This is a genomic window from Klebsiella sp. BIGb0149 (assembly GCF_004362605.1).
Taxonomy (GTDB): domain Bacteria; phylum Pseudomonadota; class Gammaproteobacteria; order Enterobacterales; family Enterobacteriaceae; genus Klebsiella; species Klebsiella terrigena.
Map to the genome: position 1 here is coordinate 26,082 of NZ_SNYG01000010.1, position 19,493 is coordinate 45,574.

Below are 19,493 nucleotides of genomic sequence, written 5' to 3' on the forward strand. Positions count from 1 at the left end.
ACCCCATTTAGCCTTCATAGTTCTCTCCCGTCGCCAGGTTGCTGGCGTAGGTTTTCAAGCCGTTACAGGTCACATCGCCGACCCATACCGCCCCGCGCGCTTTGTTAATCTCAAGCTCCACTTCGCAGCGCTGGTTGTTGCCGTAGCTGAAGTCGATGGTCGGGAATTTTTTATCTACATCCATCACAAACTCGCCTTTGTCATCGGTGCGGGTACGCCCGATGTGGTTATTAATGTGCGCATTGGCCAGCAGCGTGCCGTCTTCGGCGCGAATACGCCCGGAGACGGTCACCATCTGCTTCACTTCCGGCTCGATCACCGCCACGTTGCCCGGATAGAGCGTCAGACGGCTTTTGCGGCTGCTGACGATGTCGTAGCTGTCGATCGAGTTTTTGCTGTTCTGCAGCTCGACTTCGTAGCGGCTGTAGGGCGAGAGCGGCAGATAGCTGCGTTTGCCCGAGAGCTGGAATACCCGGCCGTTTACCCTGGCGCTGAGCTTGCCGTCATCTTCAAGACCGGTATTAAAAATCACCCCGGCGTTACCGTCGGTACGCCCGCTGGCGGCAATATTTGTCCCCTGCCAGCCCACGCTGCCGCTGGCGGTGAGGTTGGTATTCACGTAGCCGTCGGTGCCGCTGTTCACGTTCAGCGTCCCGCTGGAGTAGCGGGTATCGAACTGGGCATAGGCGCCGCCGCTCAGGGTTTTGTCATCCCCTGTGTCGCCGGAGATGGCCCGGGAGATATTGGCGCCGACGGTGCGAATGGTGCTCCCTTCCTCAAACTGCTTGCGCGCCGCCAGGTTGGCCATGGTGTAGCCGTTCTGGTGGGTCATCCCGGCGCTAAACCAGTTGCCGAGCGGCAGAGAAAAGTCGAGCGCGATATATTTCCCGGTGCTGGCGCTGCTGTCGCCGTTGTTAAAGCGCTGGATCCCGGCGCGCAGGCCCAGCGAACCGTAGGCGTTGCTGTAGAGGGTCTGATAGTAATCCGCGGTGTAGTAGTGGCTGCTATAGCGGCGATCGTCGTTATAGCTGATGCTGAAGGTGCCCAGCTTTGACCACAGCGGGCTGAGGTTCAACGTCCCGCCAATCGCCCGGTTATCGGCGTCGCTGCGCCGCAGCCTGTCGCCGATTATGGTCTTTTCCTGGTTGACCCAAACCGAGCTAAAGCCGCCGGGCAGCGTGGCGCTGACGCTGCCGATACTGCTCCACGAGCTGTCGCTGGCCAGCATGTTTTGCAGGTTCACGTTGATAGATTGCGTCAGCGGCAGGGTCAGCCGGGTCTCGCCGACGGCGTTGTTATCGTAGCCGTAGCCGGTTGCGGCCCAGCTGAAGGCGCCCAGCGAGCCCGTTGCCGAAGCCCCGGCCAGCCAGCTCTCTTTGGCGGGGAGCGTCTTTTTGCCGCCCTCTGACCAGCGGTCCATATGGAAGCTTCCGCCCCAGACCTGCCAGGCCAAAGGCGCGCCGGCGCCGCGTCCCCGGGTGAACAGCTTGTTCACCCGCTGGGTGCGCTTGCTGACCACCCGGCCGTTGACGACAACTTCAACATTCACGTCGTAAATCCCGTACGGCAGGCCGCGGGTATCAACCTCATGGTTGCCCATCGTGAAGTTCTGCACGCTCAGCAGGCGGCCGTCGCGCGACAGATGCACCTCACCGGCGGAAGGCAGGAACGCGATAATCGGCGTCGCCGACTGGGAGTTATCAAAGACCGTCGAGCTGGCCTGGTTGCCCCAGGAGGCGCCGTAAATTTTGCCTGCCGAAATAGCGGTCATCGGCCCGAGGGACTGCAGGTTCCACGTATCGAGCATTCCGCCTGCAAAGCGGTGGCCGGCGAAGTCACGCTCGTACATCGCCTTATAGATCTCGCTGTCCTGATTGCTGGTTCCGGCGCCGTAGAGCGAGCCGTCGAGCACCAGATGATGCTCGCGCAGGGAGGTAACATTGTTCATCGACAGATAGCTGGAGGTGCTGTTCCCCGCGTTGCGCATCTGGTTGTTATAGACGCCGAGGTTATAGTTCAGGGTGCTGCTGAGAGCGTTAACGCTGGACTGGCCGATATCTTCGCTGCGCGATCGCAGCACGGTGCCCAGGGCCTCTTTTTTCACCACCAGCTGGAGCAGAAGCTGGCGCAGGCTGAGCTGCAGCTGCGCGTCGGCGGAGATCTTAATGCGCAGGTCGCTGTCGAAGGATTCGTTCGCCAGGGAAGCGAGCGTCTGCCGGGTTTGGGCGCTCACGGTCGCATTATTATCGCTCTCTTCCAGGCGGATCTGGCGCACGCGCAGCACGCCGCCATCCAGCCAGATAAAGGCGCTGCCGAGGCGCTGATCGTCCCCGTTTCCCGCACTGCCTTCCAGATGAATAAAGAGTGGGATGCTCATCCCGTCCTGCAGGGCCTGGCTAAACGCCTGGGGAATAATTACGCCGCCGATTTGCGGTATCAGTTCCGGCGCCGCGCTGACGCTGAGCGGAACAGAAAAAATAACCATACCGTAGGCCAGGAGCGCTTTCAGCTCCGGGGAAATCCGTAGTCGCGGCATAACCTTATCCCGTCAGCACAATTGTTATTTTACGGGAACAAACTGCTCGCCCTGCCAGAGCGCGACCCGTCCTTTTTTATCGGCAACGTTGACGCGCGTGAATCGGCGCTCTTTACCGGGCATGAGGTAATAATTTTCTTTGCACTCTTTGCCATCCGCCGCCTTGAGGCATGGGCCGTAGGCGAGAATGCGCAGCGTGGCGTTTCCGCTGTTCACCAGCGTGCCGTTGGCGTACTGATAGCGGTAGTTCACCTTGCGGGGCGCCACGACCAAAATGGTGCCAATACGGGCGGATGCCGTCGCCACCGCACTGCGGGCTGCGCCATTGCGCTGGGCGTCGCTTAGCGCCTGATCGAACCAGACGATGCGGTAATAGCGCTCTTTGTCATCCGTCGGGCCTTTGTAGAAAAAGCGAATAACATCGCTGCTTTTCGCCGGCAGCAGCAGGCTGGCAGGCGTGAGCAAAACTTCGTCCTGGCTCTCCATCGCAATGACGTTACCGCCATCGAGCGGCGAGGAGAGGCGCTCCATATGGATATTGATCAGGCGTCCACTGTCGGTGGTATTTTTTATCTCTTTGCTGAGCACGCTGCTGTCGCTGTTCATAAACGAGGAGATATCGCCAACGTCCAGCGCCCGGGCCGGCATGATTGCGCAGAAACAGAGGCCAATAGCCAGAATGTGGTTTTTCATGGGAATTCAATCCGTGAAAGAAAGCAGGGGGAAGCCCCTGCTTTGTGCTACAGGGAAATCAGCTGGTCCAGGTCGCGTCGAACTGTACGCTGACGTCGCCGCTCCAGATCCCTTCCGGCAGCGAGCTGTAATCCGTTACAGCCGTGGTACCGTCGGTGGTGCCGCTAACGATAGAGAAGTTGAAGCCATCCTGAGCGGTGGTACGGCCGGCCTGGTCGTAGCCGTTAGCCAGCGCGCTGAGGTTGCCGCCCAGCTTGCCGCTAGCGGTATCGATCATGATGGTGTCAGCCGATTTTTCTACGGACTCGCCGTTGTAATCAACGCCAACGCTCAGCGTAGAGCCAGAGGTGTCCAGCTGAGTCAGGGTATTGGTGATCAGACGGGAAGTCAGTTTAAAGGCCGTTGCGGTAGCATCGCCTTCAATCGCGACATCAAACAGGCCTTTCTGCGAGTTAAAGCCTTTGATCCCTTCAGCGTACTGGAACGCCAGGCTGCCCAGCGGAGTGACAACCAGCTTGCTGGTGGTATCTTTTTTAGCGGTTGCTGACCAGGTCGCCACTGCCTGAGCCGTAACATCAGCGGCCTGAACAGCGCCAACACAGAGAGTAGTCATCAGAGCTGCTGCCAACATTTTCAATTTCATATTTATCACCTGATAAAGATAAGAGGCTTTTTATGGCCCGTACTGTTCCATAGTTCTTTATGGAATGATCGCCTTTAAGAACCCTGAGTCCTTAAAAACAAATACCTTAATAAATCGACAGAATGCGCTTCGGCGGCAGATTAAATAAGCCGCAGGCCGTTCTTTGATGCCGGCAGAATAAAACGCATCAGGGCCAACATCGTGATATTGTTATTATTAAGCAAACCAACTTTATTGCTGGTATTGCTTTTATGTAAACTGACCGTTTTAATGCTTAAGCCGAGCGTTTGCGAAATGTCATTAATTAAATTACCAATAATCATTAAGGACATTATTTTCTCTTCGCGCGGAGTCAGGCTTCGCTTTCTGATTTTATACTTTTTAAGCTTAAACATGTTCTCTACCGCCTTGACGCTGGCATTGGCCGAGAGAAAATAAATATCATTAATGTCCGAAACGTCGCTAACAAATTTTGCATCCGGAGCGACAACAACTTTCGCCTGGCTGTTAGACAGATAGTATCGGTAGAAACATAATATATGATCTAAATGTGCAAAATGGATAATCACATAGTCGTCAGCGCTCAGCGCCGCACACTGCCTGCGGGCCAACTCGCTATCAAAACTGCCGGCACAACCGATATAACAGAAGTCATCGGCCATATGGCTCAGGCCTTGTATAAAGAAATAATTATCAGTTACAATCAGTACAGCCATAATAACCAGCCTCTGTTCCATTGGGCCACCGGTCCGGAAAAAACACCTCCACGATGCCTTCGCTACTGATTATGACGAGGTGCGTAACAACAACCCGGCACGCCCCTGCCATTCATTAACATTGTTATCGTAGAACAACCACATCCTTTTATTAAGCTTGTTACGTCACGGCCGCAACATTTTGTGCAGCAATAATAATCGTAGTGCTCATATTTTATTACTCATAAAGTTATGAAGCGTAAAGAAATCACATTTGTTGATTTTATGTAAAAACATAACCCACTGAAATTACTGAGATAAACACATAAAAATTAACAAACAGAAGCCTTTTTACAACAAACATCTTATTGGATTAAGATAATTCTTAGTTATGAATGAATGCCGGGCGTAAGCTTTAATGCTAGTATCTCAATATCAAATCTTAGGCAAACTTTATTAGCGGTAACTATTCTCACGATAAGACACGATATATGGAAACTATTTACGTTATCGAGAACACGCTCAGGTTCAATCCTACGGCGCATACTCTCCATTCTATAGAAAGCAATGAGCGTATCACTCTGGCAATACCGGCAAGCCTTTGCTTTATTTTATTAATTAAAAACCACGGCAGAATAGTCACTCAGGCAGAGCTGTTGCATAATGCCTGGGGAGAAAGAGGGATGAACGTTACGCCAAATACTCTACACCAAAACATCTCCTTGCTGCGTAAATCATTAAATCGCCTGCACGTTAACGGCAGCATAATTCAAACGATCCCGAAACGGGGATTTATGATTGCCGACGACACCACCATTTTGGCCCGGCATATTGAAAGCGACCCGGGGTCCGAAAACGATAGTGGACCGAACGTTGAAGAAAATGTTAATAACCCGCATCAACCTCCGGCAGTAGAAAGTATCGCACCGCAGCAGCCAGACCCGGAACCGCCCAGGGATAACCTATCGACGTCGCCGCCGGTGAACGAAGACCAGTTCACCCAGCGGATGCTTTCCGGCCTCAGGTTCGCTGGCAGTGAAAAAGGAACCTGTAGAGTTGCGGGTTTCGCCAGCCTGCTGGCGATCGTTCTGTTGGTCTATGTTTATTATTTTCCGCAGACCAGCGCGCCTTTCTCCTCTTACACCGAGCTGGCCGCGCCAGGGACCTGCAAGGTGTTTCGTAATGATGATTTAAGATTTGATGAATTTTTTATTAATTTTATGCAGGAGAAGCATATCAGCTGTTCCGATGGCCAAACGGTATATATTACCAACCACTATCCGTCGAGCAGAACGTCGCTGATCGTTTGTCGCTATCCGATCACATCAAGCAAGAAATCATTCTGTACCTCCTCCTACTACTTAAAATAAAAGATAATATCGGCATATAAAATGAAGAAAATAATAACTCTCATCATCATTATTCTTATGATCGGCGGTGCTGTATATTACACTCACTTCCGCGAAGAGGATGATAGTATTGACTGTACGTCGGCCTTTTCGATTATCAATGATGACGAAACCTTCTCATTTTCAGTTACATTCTTCACTAAAAATGGCAATGGTCTAATGACCTTTACCGGCAATTCCGGAAATAATCAGGATAACATCAGCATTCGCAAATATTTCTCCTATACTAAAAACAAGAGCGATATTTTTATTTTTAAAAATAATGATTCCAACATGCGAACCAGTTCACCGGCATTCTCCGAAAAGTTCGATGATATTCTCCCACCGTTCTTTACTGAAATGAGCAAGGAAGATAACTTCATTATTAAAATAATAAAGATAAAAGCTGGCTCGTGGGTATTTATGTCGACCAACACGCCCTATTTTGTCTGTGAAAATACCCGTTCTTAACAGCCACTAGCTTAGCATAAAGCGTGGCGATGATAGCTGCCGGGGCATCGCTTAATGACGCAGTGCGGCTGGTAGCAGCACCCCTCTGCGGTGGTTGCGCTAAAGTCATGGGGGCAGGATGGCCGCTCTCTCAGCGACTCCCACTGCGTATCGCTATAGGTCGCAATATTGTAAACCTTAAAGAAATGATATTGATTATTTATCAGAACTTTAGATGAATACAGCTTCATTGATTCACCGGGAATCAACAGAATGTCCGCTTCATACCAGATGATAAACTTTAAAAAACGCAGCCCGCAGATACTGGAGAACGCGACGCCAGAATGCGGGCATATGATTGTATTAAGCACCGTCCATTTCATGTTTCATCCTTGTATCTCTGGCCAGCAATCATGACTTCAGAAATAGCAAATATTATAATTAACCGCAAGTCCTCAGCGCAATAATGTGATATGGGACAGCCATCGACTACATCCGTTCTAGCTATTTAGAAGTAATCGCCATAATATTTAATACGTATATTTCGCCCCTGAAAATACATATTTATATGTAAAGTCAAAAAAGCATAAAATAGCCCTGCATAACTTTACAAAAAAAATATCGACGCGGAATTCAGATTAAACAACGACATAACGGAAAAATAGACTGTTTTGCCGTCCATGCTCACGCTTCCCCCTGGCGGGCAGCTCGCCGCCGGGGGTTATGGGAGTAGAAAGGCCTCGGCGCCCACGGCGTGAATGATAGATATCAAAGCGTCATCTCTCACGCGGCGACGCGGCGGTAATAGCGCGGTCTTGCCCCCGCTTACCAGGTTTTGCCGATATTAAACTGGAACTGCTCGGCCTTATCGCCATCGTACTTTTTAAAGGGCTCAGCCCAGGAGAAGACCAGCGGCCCCAGCGGCGACATCCACTGTACCGCAATCCCCGCCGACATTCGGATATGCAGCGGGTCGCTATAGTCCGGGATCCCCGCCGCCAGGGTTTGGGCGTTATTCTGCCACGAGGTGCTCCATACCGTGCCCGCATCAACAAAGAGCGAGGTCCGCAAACTGTCGGCATATTTGTCGCTAATAAACGGCGTAGGAATAATAAACTCGCTGTTCAGCACCGCCATCGCATTTCCTCCAACCGCGTCGGAAGAGCTCTCCAGCGGGCAGCCGCTATAGCTGCTTTCAGAGCCATTACAGCGATAGTAGGCCGCCTTCGGGCCGATAGTATTGGAAGAGAAACCGCGCACCGATGACGATCCCCCGGCGTAGAAATTATCGTAAAAGGGCACCGTGCTCCCCTGCAGGCCGCCGGCATAGCCCGCTTTCAGATGTTCCATCCATACCCAGCTTTGGCCTTCATTTAGCGGCACATACTGGGTGCTATCAAGGGTGAGCTTGTAATAGCGGTTATCCGATCCCGGGACGGTCACTTTGCCGCTCAGGCTGCTTTTATTGCCGGAGCGGGGGAAAAACCCGCGATCGAGATCGTTATAGCTCCATCCGAGGCTGACAAAAAAATCGTTGGCGCTGTATTCCGCCCCGCTGTCGCCATCTTTGGTTACCACCTGCGGATAAATGCCTCGTGAGTTAAGGTAATTCCAGGTCGTGAGCTCCGGATCCATATTGGTCAGGCGGTTGTGGACATAATCAACGCCCAGATTCAGCGAATTATTTTCGCTAATCGGGAAGCCGAGATTGCTGCCAAGTCCGTAGCTTTGCTGGTTGTAGCTGCCGGAGTCGGCATCGGAGGCGTCGTAGCTGTTATAGAAAATCTTGCCGCCGAGGCTTACGCCGTCGACGGTGAAATAGGGGTTAGTCGCGCCGAGCTCAACGTAGGACTGATAGCTATTGCGGGTGCCGTTAAAGCTGACGCTGTTGCCGGTGCCCAGCCAGTTATCCTGGGTCACTCCCAGCTGGTAGCTGACGCCGCTATCGGTACCAAAGCCCAGGCCAACGTTAAATGAGCCGGTATTGCGCTCTTTCACCTTATAGACGACGTCAACCTGGTCCTGGCTGCCGGCAACCGGGGTTATCTCTTTATCAACGCTCTCGAAATAGCCCGTGCGGTCAAGACGCTCTTTTCCCTGCTGCACCTTTTCATCGTTGAGCCACGCGCCCTCCATTTGCCGCATTTCGCGGCGTAAAACGGCATCGCGCGAGGTATCGTTGCCGATAAAACGAATCTGGCGTACGGAGTAGCGGCGCCCGGCATCGACGCTAATGCGCAGCGTGGCGCTTTTCTGCCGATCGTCAATTTCGGCGTGCGTCGTCACCTGCGGCCAGGCATAGCCATATTTACCGAAGCGCTTTTTAATCGCATTTTCGACGGCGGTAATCTCGGCTCCGCTATACCACCTGCCGGACAGCGGCTGGGCCAGCGCCTCAATTTCCTGGCCATGCGTGGCCATCTCACCCGCCACCACGGTGCGGCTGACCTTGTAGCGTTCTCCCTCTGCAAGGTCGATCGTAAGATAGAGCGATTTTTTATCCGGGGTAATACTGACCTGGCTGGAATTAATGGCAAAACGCGCATAGCCGCGATCGAGATAATAGCTGCGCAGCGTTTCAAGATCCGCCGCCATTTTTTGTTTTTGATATTTTTTATCACCGATAACGTTCCACCACGGAACCCGGTCGCGGAGCTGAAGCTGGTCGAGCAGCGTTTCTTCGCTAAACGCTTTATTGCCAATAATATTAATCTGGGCAATGGTTGCCGACTTCCCTTCCTGAAAGACAAATTTTAAATCCACACGGTTGCGCGGCAGCGGCGTCACCACCGCATGGACCGTGGCGCTATATTTTCCGACGCTGTAATAGAAATCCTGCAACCCCTTTTCTATTTCGCTGAGGGCGTTACGATCCAGCGCGCTACCCGCATCAACGCCGCTGGCGGTGAGGTTCTCTTTCAACATCTCGTCCTTCACCGATTTATTGCCGGCGAAGCTGATACTGGCAATAGTCGGGCGCTCTTTAACCTGCACCACCAGCGCACGGCCATCGCGCAGGATCTGCACGCTCTCAAAGTTGCCGCTGGCGTACAGGCCGCGTATCGCGTCGCTGATATCGTCGTTCGAGACCTCTTCTCCCGGATGAACGGGCATGTTCAACAGTGCTGCTCCTACGGTAACGCGCTGCAGGCCCTCAAAGCGAATATCATTAATCGTGTACGAAGTCGCGGCATAAAGCGTTAAGGGTGAAATCAATAATCCGGCAATGATATTTGTTTTCTTTAGCATGGGCGTTTTATTTAAAAGAGATTTAGAAATAGCAGGAGTCTGCTGGGATTAACCTAAGCGAGGCGCAGAATTGCACTTAATTATGGTGAAACAATGGAGAAAAAATGGATCTTAAAGAACCGTAAATAAAAAAATTTATCGCCGGAACTTGAGCCTGTTTTTTCTGTCTGAGAGGGTCGAGAAGTAATATATAGCGTATTTTTAATTAATTAAAAAAAACAAAAAGCCCCCTTTCGCATTGGTTGAAAGGGGGAAAGATCTTGTTAGGAATGATGCTCTCTGGGGTTGACCAGGAACACGCAAAAGTTAGCTTAAAATACCGCAGATAAAATGAAGAGATATTGAAAAAATTATGCAGAGAGACCATCACGTATGCGCAAAATATATCTGCAGGGATATTAATCCAGATTCTTCATATTTTCCTCAAAATGACAGGATATGGTCGCAGAGGCTTATGGGAGCATCATCGAAAGCCGATTGCGATATCTAAAAGCAAAGTAGTGGCGCCTTGCCAGGGACGGTAAGGCATTTTCCCGCGACGGCGCTGGACACCGAGGCCCGGCAGAGAGCCATGCCGGGCGGCAACCTGACCGTGACGTAACCCTCTGCCCGCGCCATGAAGCGACGGGCAGCATCGTTCTGGAACCGGCATGAATCAGCGTAAAAATGGGATCCAACAGGCCGTGCTGCACGAACTGGTGCGCTGGATAAAAAATAATCTTGAGAAAAAACTCACCGTCAATGCGCTAAGCGTTTTTTCCGGCTATTCAGAGTGGCACCTGTTTCGCCTCTTCCAGCAATACTTCCAGATGTCACCGATGGAATTCATCAGGCGGCAGCGGATGCTGCTGTGCCGGGATTTGCTGCAGATAAAGCCGGCCTTTCGCATCGTCGATATCTGCATCATGGCCGGCTATGAGGACATCAGCGCATTTAACCGGACCTTTAAAAAATACTATTCGGTCACACCCAGCCAGTTCCGTAAAATTTCAGCGGCATAAAATCACAGTCCAGGCGCCTGGCCGACACGCTAACCCGGCAGAGTTGACTAAAATAAAAGGATGTCCCTGCGGAGCACCGCGCCATGAACATCCTCTGTTTGCCGCGATTATTTATCGCCTGGTCTACCTGCCTCCTCGCGATGCTGTTGGTTGGCTCCGTTTATGCCGCTTCCGCTGAGAAAAAACCGCCGGCGCCCGAGCCACGGGAGACCCTGGAGGTCAATACCGAAGAGATGCTAAAACCCTGGCAGGGGGATCTCTCCGGCATGCTCGACCGGCGGACCATCCGGGTTTTGACCACCTACAGCAAAACCTTTTTCTTTATCGATAAGGGCACCCAGCGCGGCGCCACCCACGACATTTTCATGGAGTACGAGCGCGACCTGAATCGTCAGCTGATGAAGGAGAAAAAGCTCCGGCACCGTCATCTTAAGGTGCGGATCGTTTTCGTTCCGGTGGCGCGCGACCAGCTGACCGAGGCGCTCAATGCCGGTAAGGGAGATATCGTCGCCGCGAACCTCACCATCACCCCCGAGCGCCAGCAGCAGGTCGCCTTCAGCGCGCCGATTTATACCCGCGTTCAGGAGCTGCTGCTTTCGGGGCCGGGCTCTCCCGCGGTCGCCGACATCGACCAGCTTTCGGGCAAGACGGTGTTCGTGCGCCGCTCCTCAAGCTATTACCAGAGTCTGATCGCGCTAAACGCGCGCTTTATCAAAGAGTCGCGCCAGCCGGTGATCGTTGATGCCGCGCCGGAATCGCTTGAGGATGAGGACCTGATTGAGATGCTCAACGCCGGCCTTATCCCCCTGACCGTTGTCGATCGCCATAAGGCGCTGTTCTGGAAACAGGTATTCCCTAAAATCGAGGTACACCAGAATATCGTCCTGCGCGACGATGGCAGCATCGCCTGGGCGGTGCGCAAAGATAGCCCCCAGCTGCTCGCTTCGCTTAATCAGTTTGTGAAGACGAATAGCCAGGGCAGCAGGCTGGGGAATACCATCCTGCTGCGCTACCTGAAAGACGCTAAATATGTCAAAAATGCGGCGGCGAAAAAGGAGCGGCAGAAATTTTTAGCGATGGTGGAGATCTTCCGTAAGTACGGCGATCGCTATGACGTCGACTGGCTGCTGATGGCGGCCCAGGGCTATCAGGAGTCGCGCCTCAATCAGTCGGTGCGCAGCCACGTCGGGGCGATAGGCGTGATGCAGGTTATGCCGCGCACCGGTAAGGAGCTGAAGGTCGGTGATATCAGCAAGCTCGATCCCAACATCCACGCCGGGGTGAAGTATATGCGCTGGATGATAGACCAGTACTACGGCGACGAGCCGATGACCCAGCTCGATAAGGCGCTGTTCTCCTTCGCCTCCTACAATGCCGGACCGGCGAGGATCGCCCGCCTGCGGGCTGAAACCAAAAAGCGCGGCTTTGACCCTAATATCTGGTTTGGTAACGTGGAGTACCTGGCCGCGGAGAAAATCGGCTCCGAGACCGTCACCTATGTCAGCAATATCTATAAGTACTACATCGCCTATCGGCTGATTATCGATGAGATGACGCGCAAGCAGAAGGCCACCGCCGACGCCCAGCGCGAGGAGACGCCGCTCAAGACGGGCGACGTCCCGGCGGCGCAGTAAGGCCGAACGGCGCGGTTTTCGTCAGTTGGGGGACGGTCTGAGATCGGCTTCCTTCTCTCTCAATCTCGGCTACGATTCGCCCTGCTGAAGCAGCGCCGTGCGCATGTGCGCCACATCGCGCTTCGGCGGCGCGCCGAACATACGGGCATACTCCCGGCTGAACTGGGACGGACTCTCATAGCCGACGGAAAAGGCCGCGCGCTCGACATTCATATTTTCCAGAAACATCAGCCTACGGGCCTCAAGCAGTCGGAGCTGCTTCTGATACTGAATCGGTGACAGGGAGGTGAGCGCCTTAAAGTGGCGATGAAACGCTGAGGGGCTCATCCGCGCGAGTTCTGCCAGCTCGTCGAGCCGCATGGCATGACGGAAGTTCATTCTGAGGTGGTGCATTGCGGCGATAACGCTTTGCGATGGGTTAGCCAAAGCCAGGCGCGCGATTTCGCCGCCTTTTGGGCCGGCCAGCAGCCAATAGCACATCTCCCGCATGATGAGCGGGTAAAGCGTTGGAATGGCCCGCGGAGTATCCAGCAGGGCGACCAGCCGCAGCGCGCAGTTGGCCAACGGCCCTTCGATGTCCGCGACAAACACCCCGCAGCCCGGCTCGCCGACGGGCGCCGGCGGATCGTCAAGCTCTTCGACAACGCTGCGGATGACCCCAAGGTCCAGCTCAAGAGCGAGGACTAAACAAGGCTTACCCGGGCTGGCCTCAAAAACCCGCCCCACGGACGGAGTTTCGACCCCCACCACCAGCGCCTGGCCGGTTTTATACTCCAGCTGGCGGGTTCCAAAGGTTGCCCATTTGGCGCCTTGCGCAACGATACATATGGCCGGACGCGTGATGATGTGCACGGGCGGCTTTGGGCGATCGGATCGCAAAATTGCCATGCATTCGATCGCCGTCGGGATAATCCCCTCCCCGGCCATTCGCCCGGAATAGCGCAGAAGTGCCGCGGCTAATAAATCGATCATTGCTCCGCCTGCTGCGTTGAATAAAAACTAAAAATTACCCTTTCAGCTGGGATCGGGCAAGAATTTGACCATTTTTGGCATTCACGCCCGGGGCCCGGCTCCCTATGCTGCAAACAAGAGGCTGGCACGCAGAAGCCCGGCTACCGCGCACGCTGGCCTCGGTGAAAAAGCGGCATGCGGGCTATATGGGAATATGGAGAAGCGCTGTGAATTTATCAGGTAACACAATACTTATCACCGGTGGGACCAGCGGGATAGGCCTCGCCCTTGCAAGAGCGCTGCTGGCCCGGGGCAACACCGTGCTGGTAACCGGTAGAGCGGAAGAGAGGCTTGCGGACGCCCGCAGGTCGGCGCCCGGTCTGCATACGTTTGTTTGCGATCAAAACGATCCGGCTTCGATTAAGCGTCTCTGCTTTGTCGTTACGCGAGACTTCCCGCAGGTTAATATTCTGATCAACAACGCCGGCATTGGCCGCAGGCTCGATCTGAACGATACTCGCGGCGATCTGGAAGATCTGGAAACAGAGATACGCACGAACCTTATCGGTCCCCTGCAGCTGATCGGGCAGCTTCTTCCGCACCTGAAACAGCAGGGCTCCGCCGCCATCATCAACGTGACGTCTGGCCTGGCGTTCATTCCTCTCCCCCTGAAGCCGATCTACTGCGCGACCAAGGCCGCAATGCACTCCTACACCCAGTCGCTTCGGGTGCAGCTCAGGCAATCGAACATCAAGGTTATCGAGCTGGCGCCACCCGCAACGAGAACAAATTTCAACAAGGGGCAGGAGGAGATGAACACCGCCCGCCTCATGGACGTAGACAAGCTTGCCCAGGCTGCTCTTCGCGATCTGGAGCGCGATCGCGAGGAAATTCTGCCCGGAATGGCCTGGCTCCTTCGCTTGATCGGACGGCTCAACCCGCGCGCGACGCTGAGGCGCGCGGAGGCCGAAGAGATGGGCCGTCGCGCCCGCTCGTTGCCGTCCGGGCCTCCGCAGCAGCCGCGCTGACGACTGCGGCCCGGAAAATCCTCCCGGGCCGTTTTCCCTATCAGAAGAAGTATTTGAAACGCACCCGCGCGCCGTAGCGTTCATCGGTATTGCCGGTTTTGGCTGCCGACGAGTCCAGCCACGACGCGTAGGCCCCGAGGTAGATATTAAAGTTCGGCATATCCATGATATTCGGCAGCTGCCACGAGGTATGAAGGGTGTGAATGTCATAGCGTCCCGGCGCCAGAATCGCGCAGTCGCCGTCGCACTCCGCGCTCACGCCGGACAGATTGAACTGGTCGATTTTGTTGTGCGCGTAGATATAGCCTAGCTCCACGCGATGCCATAGCGCATTAATACCGGCGCTGAAGTCCTTTTCGTCCGCCGCATCCAGATAGGCGCTGCTCAGATTGACCACCGCCCCATCCTGCGGGTCGGCCTTCTGCGTATTCCAGCTGAGGGTCATACCGTAGCCGGTACGGCTGGACTGATCGACCCAGCGCCCCTCCTGGTTCTGGTAACCGTAGGCGTTATTCACGAGGTTGCTCTCCAGCGCCGCCGCGACCGACCAGGCGCCGGAACGCCACGCCGCCACCGGACGGACGTAAACCGCGTTTTTCCGATTATCCAGCGCATTGCCGTGATAGCTCTGGTCAACAAACAGCGAGCTGCCGTCCTCCACCAGCGTATTGACCTCAAAATACCAGTTATCGAGGGTTTTACTGAGCAGGAAGTTACCGCCGCTGCTGCTGCGCCCGCGCCCTTCTTTCATCATGTAGATATAGCCGTAGCCGTCGCTGTACAGGTCGTTGGCCGTGTTGCCGGAATATTCAATAAACGTATCCTGATTAAGCGGGAACATATCGTAGGCTTCGAAGCGACCAATTTTAATTTTCCAGTCATCCTCCTGGCCAAAGAAGAACGCCGCGTCATCAAGATTCATTTTGCCGTTCATATCCGCCAGCGGCTGCACGCTAAACCCGGCGTATTTACCGTTAGCGCCTTTCCGCAACCCATCAAAGCCCAGAAGAATTCGTCCGTTAATATCCCAGCGCTCTTTATCTCCCGGAGCCCAGTTTTTATTGGCGCTGGTTTTTATCGAGGTCAGGCTGCCGGTGCGGCTGGCGCCGTCCATATTAAACTCAACGTCGCCGTAGAATTTGATATCGCCATAATCATTAAGCTGTAACGCGGGTTTGGCCGGCGCGGCGCTGGCGACCGCCGCCGGCGTATCCTGACGTTTTAACTCGTCGATCTCCGCCTCCGCGCTGGCCGCCCGCTGCTCGGTCGCCTTCAGCCGTTGTTCCATTTGTGCCAGACGCTCCTCAAGGGATAACGGCGCCTGCGCATTGACCACAGGGGTAAATAAAGACGTCAAAAAACAGCCGACCCAGAATTTATTCATCGGTAGAGCCTTTTATTATTTAATTAAATAGAGTTTATTTTTAGGGTTTATGAATAAAGCATGACGATGATGACAATAATAACCCGCCCATCGTCACGGACGGGTTATTAACAACAGTAGCAATATTATTCGCGCGACCGGACGGCGGCGCCAGCACCCCACGGCGATATAATCGCAGGACTATTCAGGCCTGCCGGTCTATTTTCTCCTGAGGATCTATCTCCGCACAGGAATATTCTCAATGATTCCCCGGACGGTATATTTTATCGGCGTAGCTAGTTTATCGGCAGCGGCTGCTTCAGATTGTCCTCACTATCGTTTTCCGGACGCGCAGCCTGTCGGCGCTCCGCCAGTAACGCGCAAATCTCCGCGTGCTTATCTTCCGTAAAGGTGTAGCGTGACATACAGCCCATACGAATCAGCGAGCCAACTGCGGGCAGCAGGCAGATACCGAAGAACAGCCCGTTCAGCACGCTCTCGCTCTGGCTGGCCGCCTGCGGCACGTAGCCTATCAGGGTCAGAAATACGCCGATTAATCCGCCGCCGACGGCCACCGACATTTTGCCGGTAAACGTTTGTCCGGAGAAGGTAATCGCCGCGCAGCGTTTGTTGGTGTGATATTCGGCGTATTCAATGGTATCGGCAATCATTGACGAGGTCAGAATATTGGACATCATCACAAACAGCGTGCTGAGGCCCAGCAGAATAAAGAGCAGCATCGCGTGCTGATAGCCGGCAAACCACATCACCACGCGCACCAGGATATCCAGCCCGCAAAGGATCATGAACAGCTTTCGCTTCTGCATTCTGCGCGTCAGCATCGGGGCGACGAGGCACAGCACCGCGGCGACGATCCCCATAATACCGATCGCCATCTGCAGCCCGCCGTCGCCCATATTGTAGATAAAGAAATAGATGTAAATCCCGCCGGCGACGTTGTGGAATATGCAGAAAAAGAACGACAGCAGGACAATAAATAGCGGCTTATTTTGCCGCAGATTATGGAAGGTATCGCGCATGGTGACCTTTTCCGGTCCGGCCTGCACCCGCTCTTTAATCTGGAAAAAGCCGTTAAGCATCAGCGGCAGGCCGACCATCATCATCACCAGCGCCGCCATAAAATAGCCCTTATCGTTGCTGTACTGAGCAAAGAAGGCCGCAAGCTTGGGGAAGAAGATATTGGCGCAGGCAATCCCGGCATTAACGCCGAGCATTGCCGCCGTCACCGCTCGGGTGCGCTGGCCGGAGTCGTTGGTCATCACCGAGGACATCGACCAGAACGGAATATCCGATATCGCGTACAGCGTGCCCCACAGGATATAGGTCACCCCGGCGTAGATAATCATGGTGGTCATGTCGGCTTCGATTTTATAAAACGCCAGCAGCGTGACCCCGGTAATTAACAGCGGCGCAATCAGCAGGAAATGACGAAACTTGCCAAAGCGGCTGTTAATAGTATCCATGATACTGGCGAACAGCGGGTCGTGAACCGCATCCCACGCGCGTGCGATAAGGAAAATCGTACTCGCCGCCAGCGCCGATATTCCCAGCACATCGGTATAAAAATAGTTAATAAACGAGCCCACTAAACCAAAACTAAAACACTGACCTAAACCATAGCCAAAATAAGACCACAACTCGCGAGACGGTATTTTCATTGTCGTTGCCATAGTGCGTACCCTAATCCCGGCGGCGCACCGCCGGATATATTATTATTATGCCCGTGACGGCTGGGCAATGTGACGAAGCCTGCGCATAAGCGCAATCTCTTTGCGGGAGAACGGGATCCCATTCTCTTCAAAGACGTCGTGGAACCAGAGCCGGCAGTAATCGACAGACTCCTTCATCACCACCGGCCACGGCAGCCAGGTTTGGGTTTTACCGCGCACCAGGCCCCACTGGTAAGGTGCGACTTTCGCTATATACATCAGCGGCAGCTGCTCTTCGATGGTGCTGCCGACGTGGCGAGCCAGCCATTCGGTGCAAAAAAGCGGCCGCTCCAGCTGCTGGAGCTGCTGGATAATCGCCGTCATGCGGGCGGTATTGGTGTAGGCGTGATAGCTGATCACGTCCGAAAGCGCCAGCGCAGCCCGATCCAGCGGGTGCTGGTAGAATGTCTCTCCTTCAACTTCCTCCGGCAGGCGCCACGCGCAGACGGTGAGCGGCTGCGTCGGGTCCTCTTCCCTCGCCCAGCGGAAGGCGAGCTCCATCAGCTCCTGAGCATAGGTTTCCAGCTTTTCGTCGTACAGCACCTCAACCGTGCCGGTGGCAAAGATGCCGCGATTGCCCGGCTCGTTATAGAGATCCCAGAGCAGAACGCGCTTATCGTCGCGGAACTGGCGAATAACGTCGCGGATATAGCATTCGATCTGCGGCCAGCAGTCGCGGTCGCAAACCTTGTCCCGCCCGGGGCTCGCCGCCGCCTGGCTGTTGTGCTTGCCGGGTACCGGCGGTTTTTGCGGCCCCAGATAGGGTTCGTCACCCGAAAAGCCGCAGTCGTCCATCAGCGTCAGCATGGTGCTAAAGCCGCGGCTATCCGCAATTGTCAGGAAACGCTCGATGCGCGCCATCAGGCCATCGCGATCGGCCTCCCAGACGATAAACGGCAGGTTGATGCGTAGCGTGTTGTAGCCCGCCTCTGCCGCCCAGCCCAGTTCACGTTCGATGGTTGGCGCATCGAACGTCTCCTCCTGCCAGATATCGGTCCAGTTGACCGCCGTCGAAGGCAGATAGTTAAACCCGCAAAGCCAACCCTGCTGCTGATACCACGCCTGCGCCTGCTCTTTGCTCCACTGCTGTTTCATCACTGCTCCTTACCGCTGATAATAATTAGCTAATAAATATTAGTTACGGCATCAATGAGCAAATAGCGGCATGCAGAAAAGAGATAATCCTCACAAACCTGGCGCGCTGATGTCGATGAAACGTGATCGACTGCGCAGAAGACGCTGGCCGGATAAGAAGGCTGTTTCGCAAGACGGTGAGCAGAGGACGGGAAAGCGACTGAACGAAGATAGAATACTTAATCCCTTGTTTATTAAGATAATTTATTTAAATATGGCGTCAGGCACGGCGGTCAGTTCAGTCCGGAAATGGGAGCAGGAAGCAGAGGAAGAAGAAGAGGCAACGGGAAACGGGAAACGGAGAGCAGAAAGGCGAAAGGCGGGCCTCGCCAGGACAAAAAAAACCCTGCCGAAGCAGGGTTTATGATTCCAGGACTACCGTTCTCAATACGTACTGATTAGAACGGGATGTCGTCGTCGAAATCCATCGGCGGTTCATTAGAAGGTGCTGCCGGAGCCTGTTGCTGCGGACGAGACTGCGCGCCGCCGCTGAACTGGTTGCCACCCTGCGGCTGCTGCTGTGGCTGCTGAGGCTGACCCCAACCGCCCTGCTGCTGGCCGCCGCCTGCCGGAGCGCCGCCGCCCTGACGGCCACCCAGCATCTGCATGGTGCCGCCAACGTTGACCACGATCTCAGTGGTGTACTTCTCAGTACCGGACTGATCGGTCCATTTGCGGGTACGCAGCTGGCCTTCGATATAAACCTGCGAACCTTTACGCAGGTATTCGCCAGCCACTTCAGCCAGCTTGCCGAACAGCACAACGCGGTGCCATTCGGTCTGTTCTTTCATTTCGCCGGTCTGCTTATCGCGCCAGGATTCGGAAGTCGCCAGCGTGAAGTTGGCGACGGCGCCGCCACTTGGCATGTAGCGTACTTCCGGGTCCTGCCCCAGATTACCGACGAGAATCACCTTGTTTACGCCTCTGCTGGCCATGATCGAATCTCCTGAATACGTTTCTTAATAAGTGTAAACCGGTAATTCTAACACCACAAAGGC

Annotated in this window: 17 protein-coding genes; 6 read left to right on the top strand and 11 right to left on the bottom strand. The window is 54.3% G+C overall.

Features of this window, described 5'->3' with window-relative positions; genetic code table 11:
- Nucleotides 1-7: 7 nt before the first annotated feature.
- From EDF75_RS24875 to EDF75_RS24890, 4 genes are all read right to left on the bottom strand, one after another.
- A complete protein-coding gene (locus EDF75_RS24875; protein WP_133601234.1) occupies nt 8-2,536 on the bottom strand; it encodes a CS1-pili formation C-terminal domain-containing protein in 2,529 nt (842 codons plus the stop codon).
- Nucleotides 2,537-2,560: 24 nt separating this feature from the next.
- Complete coding sequence (locus EDF75_RS24880; RefSeq protein ID WP_041143617.1) at nt 2,561-3,229, bottom strand: EcpB family pilus assembly chaperone; 669 nt, start codon at nt 3,227-3,229, stop codon at nt 2,561-2,563.
- Nucleotides 3,230-3,287: 58 nt separating this feature from the next.
- A complete protein-coding gene (gene ecpA, locus EDF75_RS24885; protein ID WP_133601235.1) occupies nt 3,288-3,872 on the bottom strand; it encodes a common pilus major fimbrillin subunit EcpA in 585 nt (194 codons plus the stop codon).
- Between the two features lie 140 nt (nt 3,873-4,012).
- On the bottom strand, nt 4,013-4,588 hold the full coding sequence (locus EDF75_RS24890) for a LuxR C-terminal-related transcriptional regulator (protein ID WP_133601236.1): 576 nt from the start codon (nt 4,586-4,588) through the stop codon (nt 4,013-4,015).
- A gap of 470 nt (nt 4,589-5,058) precedes the next feature.
- On the opposite strand from EDF75_RS24890, the gene EDF75_RS24895 reads away from it, so the two are divergent.
- Both EDF75_RS24895 and EDF75_RS27445 read left to right on the top strand, forming a co-directional pair.
- Nucleotides 5,059-5,937, top strand: a complete 879-nt coding sequence (locus EDF75_RS24895) for a winged helix-turn-helix domain-containing protein (RefSeq protein WP_133601237.1) — start codon at nt 5,059-5,061, stop codon at nt 5,935-5,937.
- Between the two features lie 21 nt (nt 5,938-5,958).
- Entirely contained in the window at nt 5,959-6,426 is a 468-nt protein-coding gene (locus tag EDF75_RS27445) for a hypothetical protein (protein ID WP_241784026.1), read from the top strand.
- Nucleotides 6,427-6,437: 11 nt separating this feature from the next.
- Here EDF75_RS27445 and iraM read toward each other — a convergent pair whose 3' ends face one another.
- Entirely contained in the window at nt 6,438-6,788 is a 351-nt protein-coding gene (gene iraM, locus EDF75_RS24905; protein ID WP_133601238.1) for an anti-adapter protein IraM, read from the bottom strand.
- Nucleotides 6,789-7,230: 442 nt separating this feature from the next.
- Nucleotides 7,231-9,654: an outer membrane protein assembly factor BamA gene (gene bamA / locus EDF75_RS24910; protein ID WP_133601239.1), complete on the bottom strand. Its 2,424-nt coding sequence runs from the start codon at nt 9,652-9,654 to the stop codon at nt 7,231-7,233.
- Nucleotides 9,655-10,304: 650 nt separating this feature from the next.
- Between bamA and EDF75_RS24915 the strand changes: the two genes are divergently transcribed.
- Both EDF75_RS24915 and EDF75_RS24920 read left to right on the top strand, forming a co-directional pair.
- Complete coding sequence (locus tag EDF75_RS24915; protein WP_115193780.1) at nt 10,305-10,655, top strand: helix-turn-helix transcriptional regulator; 351 nt, start codon at nt 10,305-10,307, stop codon at nt 10,653-10,655.
- An 83-nt stretch (nt 10,656-10,738) separates the two neighbouring features.
- Nucleotides 10,739-12,289: an MltF family protein gene (locus EDF75_RS24920; RefSeq protein WP_133601240.1), complete on the top strand. Its 1,551-nt coding sequence runs from the start codon at nt 10,739-10,741 to the stop codon at nt 12,287-12,289.
- 69 nt (nt 12,290-12,358) lie between these two features.
- Here the strand turns inward: EDF75_RS24920 and EDF75_RS24925 are convergent, their stop codons facing one another.
- A complete protein-coding gene (locus EDF75_RS24925; protein WP_133601241.1) occupies nt 12,359-13,261 on the bottom strand; it encodes an AraC family transcriptional regulator in 903 nt (300 codons plus the stop codon).
- A 206-nt stretch (nt 13,262-13,467) separates the two neighbouring features.
- On the opposite strand from EDF75_RS24925, the gene EDF75_RS24930 reads away from it, so the two are divergent.
- The gene (locus tag EDF75_RS24930; RefSeq protein WP_208113328.1) at nt 13,468-14,268 is read left to right on the top strand and encodes an SDR family oxidoreductase; all 801 of its coding nucleotides are present in this window, start codon (nt 13,468-13,470) and stop codon (nt 14,266-14,268) included.
- A gap of 40 nt (nt 14,269-14,308) precedes the next feature.
- Here the strand turns inward: EDF75_RS24930 and EDF75_RS24935 are convergent, their stop codons facing one another.
- The 3 genes from EDF75_RS24935 to EDF75_RS24945 form a co-directional block, all read right to left on the bottom strand.
- Nucleotides 14,309-15,652, bottom strand: a complete 1,344-nt coding sequence (locus EDF75_RS24935; protein WP_133601242.1) for a carbohydrate porin — start codon at nt 15,650-15,652, stop codon at nt 14,309-14,311.
- Between the two features lie 275 nt (nt 15,653-15,927).
- Complete coding sequence (locus EDF75_RS24940; RefSeq protein WP_133601243.1) at nt 15,928-17,322, bottom strand: MFS transporter; 1,395 nt, start codon at nt 17,320-17,322, stop codon at nt 15,928-15,930.
- 45 nt (nt 17,323-17,367) lie between these two features.
- Nucleotides 17,368-18,456: a cellulase family glycosylhydrolase gene (locus EDF75_RS24945; protein ID WP_133601244.1), complete on the bottom strand. Its 1,089-nt coding sequence runs from the start codon at nt 18,454-18,456 to the stop codon at nt 17,368-17,370.
- 70 nt (nt 18,457-18,526) lie between these two features.
- Here EDF75_RS24945 and EDF75_RS24950 point away from each other — a divergent pair, with 70 nt between their 5' ends.
- On the top strand, nt 18,527-18,862 hold the full coding sequence (locus tag EDF75_RS24950) for a hypothetical protein (RefSeq protein ID WP_133601245.1): 336 nt from the start codon (nt 18,527-18,529) through the stop codon (nt 18,860-18,862).
- 31 nt (nt 18,863-18,893) lie between these two features.
- On the opposite strand, the gene ssb1 is transcribed toward EDF75_RS24950, so the two are convergent.
- Entirely contained in the window at nt 18,894-19,430 is a 537-nt protein-coding gene (gene ssb1 / locus EDF75_RS24955; protein WP_123709998.1) for a single-stranded DNA-binding protein SSB1, read from the bottom strand.
- Nucleotides 19,431-19,493: the final 63 nt, after the last annotated feature.